Genomic DNA, 10,723 nt, shown 5'->3' on the forward strand with positions numbered 1-10,723 from the left:
GATGTCGAGATCGGTATTCTCCGGAGCGACGACACCAAGATTGAGCCCGATATATGCCTGACCATCACGAGCCATGGTAGGCGCGGCTATCGCCGACACCGCTACTGCTGTGCAGAGCGCAATTTTACGCATGCTGATTTCCCCTTCTGAAGCTGTCTAGCCTCATTGTTACTCCTGTCGAACCCCTCATCAGAAATGAACGCGGCAATCTGAGGCACTCACCGGAAAGCTGCTATTCGAGTTGCATCCCGTACTCCCAAAAGCTGCGCAGCCCGAAATGTTCCGATGCCCGATACACTGCGCATGAGGAGGCGAGGTACTGTCAGAGCAACTGCACCGGATGGTGATCGGCTGTATGGCAGGGTAGGGCCACGGCATGCCTCGTCCTCGCAAACCAGCTAATCCGTTCCGGTATTTTACTCCTTACCGGAGGTCATCCGCCTGGTGGTGATGATGTACGTTCGGTTTCCGCTGAGCTTGCGGAACGTTGAAGACCTGCTGTTCAAGCGTGGCATCGATGTCGTGGACTGAAGCAAGCTTCTGGAGCGACTTCATCTGTCTGAACCGGAGCATCGCTCGCTCTCGTCGTCGGAACGGCAGGTGCGAGTTCTCGACGCGGCTGTTGGCTCAGCGGTCTCCCGAAGCGCGGCATTTCATCCGCCGGATCGAGGATGGAGCCGTTCATCTGTAATCTGCTGGCCAGATGCCCTGCTTGCCCGGTGAGAGGATGCCATTGGGATCGAGGCAGTCCTTGATCCGCTCGGCCAAGCGGCGCTGTGCGTTGTTGTTGAAGTCGTAGAGCGCTGCGACCTCGTCCATGAAGTCGAGGTGACTGCGGTACTCGCCGTAGCCGAGCTTGGCCGCCGGTTCGAGCATCGCCTTGGTTACAGCATAGGCCTCACGCGTCTGCTGATCGTTCTTGGTATCGAACACCACAAGCGCCACGTGGATCATGCTCCGCTTTCCGACAATGATTGCGGCAGAATAGTCGAGGCCGCGCTCGTTCAGCAGGTTGCGAGTGAGATCGCGGATCGCGATCCCATCCTTGCCGGCGATTGGCATCGCGCAGGAAAAGCCGATGTGTCCACCTTCCTCTCCGCCGTACCAGCGTGTCATCTGATCCAGCGCCATAGACGGCACACCCGCCTGGACGCGATGATGCGGGTTCGTGAGTTCGGGCAGGTTTTGGCCATCATACTGGTCAAAAGAGACGGCTCCCCCCGGGATGGCGGTCAGGGCTCTCTCGATTTTGGTGCGGTTGTGCGCCACCACTGGCGCATCGCCATAGAGCGCAAAACGCATGACCCAGCGCCCGAACCCTGGCGTTGCAGCAATCCTGTCGAGCACCTCCTCGGGAATCGGGTCCTTGCCTTCGTACCACTGCTTGCGCTCGCCGAACGCGCTTGCCGCGCACACTGCATTGATAATCATCGGCTGATTGGGAATGGTGCCGTCAATCATCAGCGGGCGCAGCACCTCGAGGAAGGTTCCGAAATGCTCTTCATTGTCGAGCGTGAACCAACCGGGCGCGTAGACTTCGGGAGCAGGAAACAGGCTGACACCCATCTTCGTGACGATGCCGTAATTGGACTGGGTGAACATGCCGTCCCACGATGGCCCGCAGCTGTGTGGATAGATCAGCCAGTTGTGCGGATTGGACATGCCCCCCATCCCAGTGCGGACGATATCGCCGTCGGGCAAGACGACCTCCATTCCGCAATGGTTTGCAAAGTGATCGCCAATCGGTGTGTAACCTACACCATGTTCTAGCGCGTTGCCGATTACACTGCCGGCACCAAGATCCGGGACCGACATCCACAACCTGGAGCCGATTTTCCGTAGGTGGTCGTACAGGTCGAAGAACCGAACGCCGGGCTCCACCAGCGCCATGCAATTTTCCTCGTCGACCTCCAGCACCTTGTTCATGCGCCGAAGGCTGACAGCGAATGTGCCAGAGACGCGCGGTGCGCCGCCGCCGTAGCCCTTGTTGCGCCCCTGGCTGCTGGTCCATAGCGGGGTGCCATGCTCGTTGGCGATCCGGAGGATCGCCTGCACGTCCTCGACGCTGCTCGGGAGAAGGACAGCTCCGGGCCGGTACCATTCGCCCGGCGGGCCGAAGGGATCCCCATAATCTGCCAGGTCCTGGGTCAGCACGTTGTCCGCGCCGATCGAGGCCTTCATCGCCTCTAGCGCAGTGGCAAAGCTGTCGCCGTGACGGCTCATGTCTTCCATTGCTCTCTCCCGTCAGATGCACGCTGTCCTGCAATTAATTGACAGTCTGTCAATTTCGGAAAGGTAGTCTCGCTTCGGAGGCAAAGTCAATCGACGCTGCTGACGCTCAACGATGGCAATGGCTGACGCGCGCACTCAGCAGCCTGCTCAAGTGGCACACCCAGCGCGAACAGAATGGAAGCAGCAACCGTCTCCGGGTATTCGTCGTCGGCTCCGCCCCGCACGATCGATCCCATCGCTGCAAGAGTGGTGCCCAGGAGAAGGTCGCGACCCAAGGCGACCGACTGCGTTGCAAATACGCCCTCCTCCACACCCTCGCGGACGGTCTGCTCGGCCTGACGAAACGTCTCGGCCCCGAAGATTACCCCGGCCGCACTCAGGTTGATCATCGACCAGGCCCAGCGCCGGTCGGCGCGGGCGCGGTGCAGATAGAACCGCACCGCCAATGCGGATCGGTCACTCGCACGAGCGATCCGTGAGATTGTGGCAGTGACCGCTTCGAGAAAACCGTGCGTCATTTCGAAGGACAGTGCCTCACGCAGATCAGCCATGCTGGTAAAATGATTGTAGAAGGTCGCGCGAGTGACGCCCGCCCTCGTAGCTACATCCTCTGCACGGGCGTACAAGCCACTCTGGTCGCCCAAAACCTCGAATGCAGCGGCGATGATCTTCGCGCGGGTCCGTGCACGCCGCTCACGGCCGACTTCCACCCGTCTCCCTGCGTCAATTTGCTTCCGCACCAACTGCTTCTTGTTTCGTGAACATGCTTCCACAGGACCTCTCATGTGAGACTGAAGATGCCTCTTAGCCGAGGTGACGATGGATGGTCACTCGTTCAGTCGAAGGTGCTGACAAGGGAGGTGGTTCTGGGCGATAGCCGATCCGCAGCTTATAATCTGGAGACTTGAAAAGCAGACCCTGCACATCTGAGCCGGCATGCTGCCTGATCAGCTCCGCAGCGCAGCCCTGTACAAGCGCAGCCCGTCTCTCGTGGTCGCTTCGACCTTGCCGTGGTGCTTCAGCGCCTTCTTCATGAAACTCGCGGTAGCCGCTGGGAAAAAACGTACGTACATCATGACCACGGGCCGAATAACCTTGGGCGAGGAGTGGAAACACCGCAACGGATTAGCTGGCTTGCGCGGCGAGCCATGCACCTGCCCTGCCCCGTTCCGCACCCGGTCACCATCCGGTGCAGTTGCTCTGACAGTGCTGTTCCCGGGCCGCCCGCCATTTCGCCAGCACGCACGAAGCGCTGGCGCCTATCCGTCGCGGCGGTAAATTGCCGGTTGCCGGCAAGCTCGTTCCCGGTAATCTGAAGTCAGGCAAGGAGCCGTTCCCGGAGGAGAGGCGCGGCAGTAAGGGGGCGTGTGAACGGGAACGGTCAAGGGGTGGAACGGCTCGCGGACGATCCGCGCTACCAGCGTTTGGTGCGCCAACGCTCGGTGTTCGGCTGGACGCTGACCGGGCTGATGCTGGTTGTCTACTTCGGCTTTATCCTGCTCGTCGCCTTCGCCAAGCCGTTCATGGGCAGCTCGCTGGCGGGCGGTGCCACCTCGGTCGGTATTCCGCTGGGACTTGGCGTGATCCTGTTCGCGATCGCGCTCACCGGTATTTACGTGCACCGCGCCAACAGTGTCTTCGACATCGAGATGAAGCGCCTCCGCGCCGAGTTCGACACATGAGCGCGAGCACCAATTGGGCTGCGATCGCCATGTTCGCGGGCTTTGTGCTGCTGACGCTGGGCATCACCCGCTGGGCCGCGATGCGGGTCAAGACGACGGACGATTTCTATACCGCGGGCGGCGGCATATCGGGTTTCCAGAATGGCCTCGCCATCGCGGGCGATTTCATGTCGGCCGCCTCGTTTCTGGGCATCTCAGCGCAAATCTATTTCGATGGCTATGACGGGCTGATCTATTCGATCGGCTTTCTCGTCGGCTGGCCAATCCTGTTGTTCCTGATGGCGGAGCGGTTGCGCAATCTCGGCAAATACACCTTCGCCGATGTCGCCTCGTTCCGCTTCGCGCAGACGCCGGTGCGCACATTGGCGGCGATCTCCACGCTCATGGTGGTGCTGTTCTACCTCATCGCGCAGATGGTCGGAGCGGGGCAGCTAATCCGCCTGCTGTTCGGGCTGCCCTATCCCGTGGCGGTGGGCATCGTCGGCGGCATGATGACGCTCTATGTCCTGTTCGGCGGCATGATCGCGACCACCTGGGTGCAGATCGTCAAGGCGGTGCTGCTGCTCGGCGCGGCCACCTTCATCGCGGCCGCCGTGCTCTGGCGTTTCGGCTTCTCGCCGGAGGCGCTGTTCAGCCGGGCGGTGGAGGTGAAAACCGCCGCGGCGGCCGCCGTCGGCCTTCCTGCGGACGAGGCGGCGGAGGCAGGCCGCTCAATCATGGGCCCCGGTGGCTTCATCCAGAACCCGATCTCCGCCATCTCGCTCGGCCTCGCGCTGATGTTCGGCACGGCGGGCCTGCCGCACATCCTGATGCGCTTCTTCACCGTGCCCGATGCCAAGGCTGCTCGCACCAGCGTGCTATGGGCAACGGGGTGGATCGGCTATTTCTATCTCCTGACTTTCGTCATCGGCTTCGGCGCCATCGTGCTGGTGGCGACCGAGCCGAGCTATCTCGATCCGGGGGGAGAGCTGCTTGGCGGCGGCAACATGGCCGCAATCCACCTCTCGCACGCGGTCGGCGGCGACCTGTTCCTTGGCTTCGTCTCTGCCGTCGCCTTCGCGACGATCCTCGCGGTGGTGGCTGGCCTCACTCTCTCAGGCGCCTCGGCGGTCAGCCACGACCTTTATGCCAGCGTATGGCGCCGCGGCCGGGTGAACCAAGCCCAGGAACTGCGCGTCTCACGAATCACGGTGCTAATCCTGGCTGCGGTGGCAATCCTGCTCGGTATCCTGTTCGAACAGCAGAACGTCGCCTTTATGGTCAGCCTTGCCTTCGCGCTCGCGGCGTCGGCGAACTTCCCGGTGCTGATCCTCTCCCTGCTCTGGTCGAAATGCACGACCAAAGGCGTGGTGGCCGGCGGCGCGGTCGGCCTGTTAACCGCGCTCGGCCTCACGATCCTGTCGCCGGCGATCTGGGTCGATGTACTGGGCCGGGCAGAGCCGATCTTCCCGTACACATCGCCCGCGATCTTCTCCATGCCGGCGGCATTTCTGACGATCTGGATTGTCTCATTGCTCGATCGCACCGGCCGGGCGGCCGTCGACCGCGCTGGCTATCCGGTGCAACGCGTGCGCGCCGAGACTGGCATCGGCGCCGCAGGAGCGAGCGCGCACTAGGCCTTTGTCGCGCGCTGTCAGTCGGATGCGAACTGCTCTCCGTTTGGCAGACTGCGCCCAACCCACTGCAAGCCTCAGGCGACGAGGTTCTGCCACTCAGCCAAGGCGGCCGAGCGGCGGGTCTTGTAAGTCTGCCTGTCGACGAGGTGGCGTTCGGAGTTGAAGTGGTTGGCGAAAGAGGCGTGAACGGAAGCAAACTTCTGAAGTGACTTCATTCGCCTGAACCGCAGCATTGCCCGTTCTCGTCTTCGGAACGGCAGGTGCGAGTTCTCGGCCCGGTTGTTCGCCCAGCGGCCGGTCTCCTGTTTCTGCCCACAGCCGAGCTCCGTCAGGGCGGCTTTGTAGGAGCGCAGCCCGTCGGTCGTGATCGCCTCGACTTTTCCGTGCCGCTTCAGCGTCTTGCGCATGAACCGCAGGGCAGCCGCTTTATCCCTGGTTTTCGTGACGTAGCTTTCGAGGACTTCGCCCTCGTGATCCACGGGTCGCCAAAGGTACACCGTCTCGCCATTCACCCGAACGTACATCTCGTCCAGGTGCCACTTCCAATGGCGAAAGCCGCGCATCCGGGAAATCCGCTGCCGGCGGATGTCGGCCGCGAACATCGGACCAAACCTGTTCCACCAATGCCACACCGTTTCGTGACAGATGTCGATGCCGCGCTCGAACAGCAGGTCTTCCACGTTCCGCAACGAAAGCGGATAACGGACGTACATCATGACCACGAGGCGGATTACCTCGGGCGAGGAGTGGAAATACCGGAACGGATTGGCGGGTTTGCGAGGACGGGGCATGGCCCTGCCCTACCCCGATCCGCACCTAGTCGCTATCCGGTGCAGTTCTTCTTCTGTGGACGCCCCACGGAAGGCAAGCGGCAATTCGGAGAGAGTAGCACTTGGTCGGATGCTGCCATCTGTCCGGCCTCTTGCTGCAGCATTCGTTGCTGCGGGCCTGTATGGGAGTTCGCGGAACGGATCCAGATCAGACAGGCGTGCTCAGGGCACAAGAAGAACTACTGGTTTTCCGATCCCGTCTCGGGGACTGTTGCGCCATACTCTCCTTCGACCGCTTGCCGTCCTTCCGACGACCTCTGGTGACGCCCGGCTTACGCCGCCACTGCCACCGGAGCTCTGTAGTCCTCTTTCTTCACCAGCACGGCCCAGACGATCCGCGCCGTCTTGTTCGCCTGGGCCACGGTCACCAGCATGCGCGGCTTTCGCGCCAGCATGTTCGCAAGCCATGATCCCTCGGGCGCACCGCGCCTGCTGGCATGCTGCACCACGGCACTGCTGCCGATGATCAGCAGACGCCGCAAGGTCCGCTCACCCATCTTCGATGTTCGCCCGAGCCGGGTCTTGCCGCCTGTCGACTTCTGCCTTGGCGTAAGGCCCAGCCAGGCAGCAAAGTCCCGCCCTCGCCGGAAGGTCTCGGCTGCCGGTGCCAGCGCAGCAATTGCCGTTGCCCCGATCGGCCCGATCCCGGGTATCGTCATCAGGCGACGGGCCACTTCGTCCTCGCGTGCTCGCCGCGCGATCTCCTTATCGAGCACGGCGATCTGCCGATCCATTTCCTCGAGCATGGCAAGCATGACGCGGAACATATCCCGCGCCGCCTGCGGCAAGGATTGGCCGATCTCGTCGTCAATCAGGTCGCCCAGCATTGTTACCCATGATGGTCCTTTCGGCGCCACCCAGCCATACTCGGCCATGTGCCCACGGATTGCATTGATCGTCTGCGTGCGCTGCCTGACCAGCAGGTCGCGGGTACGGAATACCAGGGCTGAAGCCTGCTGCTCCTCGCTCTTGATCGCGACAAAGCGCATATTCGGCCGTTGTGCCGCCTCGCAGATTGCCTCTGCATCCGCCGCATCGTTCTTCTGTCACTTGACGAACGGCTTCACGTAAGCCGGCGGTATCAGCCGGACATCGTGCCCCTGCCGCGTCAGTTCGCGTGCCCAGTGATGCGCACCACCGCAGGCCTCCAGCGCCACCAGGCATCGAGGCTGACCTGCAAAGAACTCCAGGACCTTTGCGCGCGTGATCCGGCGACTGAAGAGCTGCCGGCCGCTGGCATCAGCCCCGTGCGCGTGAAAAACGTTCTTCGCGATATCCAGACCAATCGTGGTAACCTCGTTCACGGACGCCTCCTCTCATAGGTGCTCTTCAACACCTACCTTGGCACATAGATGCCGTCGGGGGGCGTCCATCCCATCAGACAATGCCTGCCTGCAGGATCTTTGGCAGCACTTGCTGTCGAGAAGCGGGTCGTAGTCGGGGCGGATTTTCGTTCAGCGGGTTAGGTGTTATTCGCGGCATGTCACGCTTCCGTGGGTAACTTATGGATGTTAGCACTACGAAGGTGCGGATTGATGGCAGGCGATATGATTGGGCGAGAGCTAGGGCGCTGGACGTACAAGTGGCGGACCGCCCGGACGGGCCGGGAAGGAGTGCTCGGTGGCGGCACGCATAGTCGGACGAGTGGTCGCAATCGTCAGCAAGGTATGATCTCGCTTTGCAACTGGCGGGCGTTGATCGCTGCGAATCTAATATTGACGGGGCTTGCAGCTTGCGACGGGGAGACCGCCAAGAGTCCTGCTTCTCCGGACGAGGCAAGCTGGCGCCCGGCGCGGGGTGGCGGAATGTATTCTGAAAAAGCTGCTCTTGCTCCCGGCCGAGGGATCTCGATCGCTGAGCGGTGCTGGCGTGGTGATGCCGGCTTCGATTGCCTCGAAGTTACACGCCCGACAGCACATGGTAATGCCGCTCGTCTCGAGATTTCTTGGTACCAAGTGCCGCGTCTGCGGAGCAGTGCCTCGGAGCCGGTGCCGAAGAGACGGAGCCCGTACAATTGCAAGCTTTATATCGGTGCCGATAACAGAGTGGAGGAGCAAATTCTAAACGGTCCGGAGCGGGTCGAATGGAATGTTGTGCAGCTTTCCGGTGCGAGTGACGCCCGCGACAAGGTATGGCTACCTCAATACGTGGAAGATCAGTTGAAATATCACGGACTGCCCGCCGCTCTCGGCCATTTTTGGTGCCTAGACGTAGCAGAGGTCCTGAGGGCGGAGGGTATCGGCGCTCTGAGTACGACCTGGATCACGAAGGATATGCTGGGTGCGTAAAGAATGTGGCAGATATCAGGCGGGGATGATTAGGTGGAGGCAAGCAACTACTGGCAGATCGTCATGCGAGGTTATGCCAAGGCGACTATCCGAGTGCTTCGGCGGGAGCATCCCGACCATCGATCACTTCACACGGGGTGACCGAGCCCCCGGGGACATACCCCAGGTGAGGAAGCGCGGCTGCAAGGCCCATCGCCCCTAGGATCCCCCCGAAGGCTAGGCAGGCGAACGGGAGGTAATCGCGCTTTTTCGCCGTCTGCGGCATGGTGTCGGACCTTCAGTGACTGGTCGCCTCCATGGTAGATCAGGGCCGTCTAATTCCCGCTACGTGGTAACCGCGCCCGGGGCCCGATACCGGGTCGGTCAGATGCAGAAACGGCAGAATAGCGCGCCTTCGCGGCTCAGTCCTCACCTCATTCGCAAGTCCGATCAAACACAAAGCAGGAAATTTTTCCAGACGTTGGAACCGGTTAGGCCCCATTCGTTTGAGAAGTAGAATCCTCGCGCTGAAGGTTCGTTAGGGGTGTTACTCATGGAGCACTTTACTGCAATTGCTACAAAAGGTCCGCCGGAGTCGCAGACTGAGCGAATGCACGTTCGCTTGGAGAAGCTGGCCGAGAAGCTCGAGGAAATGGGAGAGCAGTTGGCTGCAGTACATGTCTCGATGGCCGCTGAGCAGTTGGCCAAACGGGCACCGGAGCGCGTGGGCTGGCACTAAGCTGGGCCGGAGGTACTCCGCGCCTCGGGCCCCGATGCGCCAGTATGCGGAGGCGACTATCCGGATGCTGCGGCGGAACATGTTAAGTTGCCGCCATCGGGGATTATCGGGAGCGGCGGCATCCATACTTTTCAGGATGACGGACGCGGCAGTACTTTCCTAGTCTCATCGAACCAGGTGATTCTTGCGCTGTTGGTGCGGGCCTCGCCGAGCAGCATGCCGGTTGATAAGGGATTTGCGATGCATAACGCTGCTGTAAAAGTTGCTCTGCAAACTGGGATCCCTGATATGCGCCGTCGTCTAGAGTTGCTAGCTGACGAGCTCGACGCGATGGGGGAGCACGTCGCTGCTGCGCATGTCGCGATGGCTACCGATCATCTGTCCGGAGTGCGGTCCCAGCGTGCACCCACTGTCGATTAAGCCCGATCCTGTGGGCTATGGTGTCGTCGAATGCACCTTGGGGGAGACGCGCTCCAGGTATCGGTTCATCGCCGCATGGCCTTCTAAGGTTAGGCGGACGAAATCGACGCCGATGCGAGACTCGTCGCTCCCTCTGGCGACAAGCCCCTCAATCTGCAGCGCCTTGACCCAGCGACCTCCTGTCGACGGAGGAACAGTCGCGTCACGACAAAGCTTGTCGAGTGAGACCAGCCGCCCTTCAATCCCAGCGATGTGCAGTTCGAGCAAAATGTCCCAGGCAGGCCCGTCAAAAAAGCTGCTACCAAACAACTCCCGGCGGAACTGCCGTTGCTCCTTCAGTGATCGAGCAGGGGAGGCGGTATCTCGCAAAGCACCCGTGGTCATGTTTGTCACTTCCCCCCTTCGACATCTCGATAGCATGCCCATTGCTACGTATTCCCTACGTTAATGCTACTCCAGAAATGTCGTCTTAGGAAATTTCCTCTGCTGCGGGCGTCCTGTCTCCCGGAATATCCTCTCCGAGTATGTCCGCTGCTGCGTTCAGCCATTTGATACGGCGGCGCAATTGCGCAAAAGGAAGGCCGCGTGGGCATATCGCGGCCGGTTCCGATACACGGCAACCGCGAAGAGGAACCAACGCCGAGTAGGTTCATTCTTCAGTCGTATGGCAACCTCGTCGGGCCTCGCACCTCCCTGAAGTTTCCCCTTCACCGCGAGGCCCGATTTTTTGCAGCGCCGCAGCTACTCCCCGAAATAACCCTAGCCACTCCAGCTTCCCCGCGCTCGCCCGACCCCAGCGCATATCCGGATCCGGCTACCTCTGCGTCTGATTACTCAGCAGGAACAGCCATCAACCTCGAGCTGCGTTCCTCGGCATGCCCTGGTACGGCAGCCGGCAGATGGTCCGGCACTTGCGCCGAGAGGGCCATGAAGTTGG

7 protein-coding genes and 4 pseudogenes are annotated in these 10,723 nt (G+C 61.2%); 5 read left to right on the plus strand and 6 right to left on the minus strand.

The window, feature by feature from the left end; translation table 11 throughout:
- Positions 1–376: 376 nt before the first annotated feature.
- Positions 377–522, plus strand: a pseudogene (locus ELY13_RS15715) (IS6 family transposase); the annotation flags it as partial.
- Here the strand turns inward: ELY13_RS15715 and ELY13_RS15720 are convergent.
- The 3 genes and pseudogenes from ELY13_RS15720 to ELY13_RS13875 all read right to left on the minus strand — a co-directional run.
- Positions 523–624 (minus strand): annotated as a pseudogene (locus ELY13_RS15720) (IS6 family transposase); the annotation flags it as partial.
- Positions 625–681: 57 nt separating this feature from the next.
- A complete protein-coding gene (locus tag ELY13_RS13870) occupies positions 682–2,232 on the minus strand; it encodes an FAD-binding oxidoreductase (protein WP_126174507.1) in 1,551 nt (516 codons plus the stop codon).
- Positions 2,233–2,318: 86 nt separating this feature from the next.
- The gene (locus ELY13_RS13875) at positions 2,319–2,972 is read right to left on the minus strand and encodes a TetR/AcrR family transcriptional regulator (RefSeq protein WP_164549823.1); all 654 of its coding nucleotides are present in this window, start codon (positions 2,970–2,972) and stop codon (positions 2,319–2,321) included.
- 648 nt (positions 2,973–3,620) lie between these two features.
- Between ELY13_RS13875 and ELY13_RS13880 the strand changes: the two genes are divergently transcribed.
- Both ELY13_RS13880 and ELY13_RS13885 read left to right on the plus strand, forming a co-directional pair.
- Positions 3,621–3,914: a DUF485 domain-containing protein gene (locus ELY13_RS13880; RefSeq protein ID WP_164549824.1), complete on the plus strand. Its 294-nt coding sequence runs from the start codon at positions 3,621–3,623 to the stop codon at positions 3,912–3,914.
- Positions 3,915–3,925: 11 nt separating this feature from the next.
- Positions 3,926–5,530, plus strand: a pseudogene (locus tag ELY13_RS13885) (cation acetate symporter); the annotation flags it as partial.
- A gap of 74 nt (positions 5,531–5,604) precedes the next feature.
- Here the strand turns inward: ELY13_RS13885 and ELY13_RS13890 are convergent.
- Positions 5,605–6,321: an IS6 family transposase gene (locus ELY13_RS13890; protein ID WP_126174511.1), complete on the minus strand. Its 717-nt coding sequence runs from the start codon at positions 6,319–6,321 to the stop codon at positions 5,605–5,607.
- A 311-nt stretch (positions 6,322–6,632) separates the two neighbouring features.
- Positions 6,633–7,664, minus strand: a pseudogene (locus ELY13_RS13895) (IS110 family RNA-guided transposase).
- Positions 7,665–9,180: 1,516 nt separating this feature from the next.
- On the opposite strand from ELY13_RS13895, the gene ELY13_RS13900 reads away from it, so the two are divergent.
- Together ELY13_RS13900 and ELY13_RS15585 are read left to right on the plus strand one after the other, a co-directional pair.
- On the plus strand, positions 9,181–9,366 hold the full coding sequence (locus tag ELY13_RS13900) for a hypothetical protein (RefSeq protein WP_126174512.1): 186 nt from the start codon (positions 9,181–9,183) through the stop codon (positions 9,364–9,366).
- 288 nt (positions 9,367–9,654) lie between these two features.
- A complete protein-coding gene (locus tag ELY13_RS15585) occupies positions 9,655–9,786 on the plus strand; it encodes a hypothetical protein (protein WP_277600666.1) in 132 nt (43 codons plus the stop codon).
- 15 nt (positions 9,787–9,801) lie between these two features.
- Here ELY13_RS15585 and ELY13_RS13905 read toward each other — a convergent pair whose 3' ends face one another.
- A complete protein-coding gene (locus ELY13_RS13905; RefSeq protein ID WP_206436075.1) occupies positions 9,802–10,170 on the minus strand; it encodes a hypothetical protein in 369 nt (122 codons plus the stop codon).
- Positions 10,171–10,723: the final 553 nt, after the last annotated feature.

The organism is Altericroceibacterium xinjiangense (assembly GCF_003958635.1).
GTDB classification, from domain to species: domain Bacteria; phylum Pseudomonadota; class Alphaproteobacteria; order Sphingomonadales; family Sphingomonadaceae; genus Altericroceibacterium_A; species Altericroceibacterium_A xinjiangense.

Coding starts and splice junctions, on each gene's coding strand:
- ELY13_RS13890 (WP_126174511.1), bottom strand. CDS start 6,321: ATGCCCCGTCCTCGCAAACCCGCCAATCCGTTCCGGTATTTCCACTCC.
- ELY13_RS15585 (WP_277600666.1), top strand. CDS start 9,655: ATGCGCCGTCGTCTAGAGTTGCTAGCTGACGAGCTCGACGCGATGGGG.
- ELY13_RS13900 (WP_126174512.1), top strand. CDS start 9,181: ATGGAGCACTTTACTGCAATTGCTACAAAAGGTCCGCCGGAGTCGCAG.
- ELY13_RS13905 (WP_206436075.1), bottom strand. CDS start 10,170: ATGACCACGGGTGCTTTGCGAGATACCGCCTCCCCTGCTCGATCACTG.
- ELY13_RS13870 (WP_126174507.1), bottom strand. CDS start 2,232: ATGGAAGACATGAGCCGTCACGGCGACAGCTTTGCCACTGCGCTAGAG.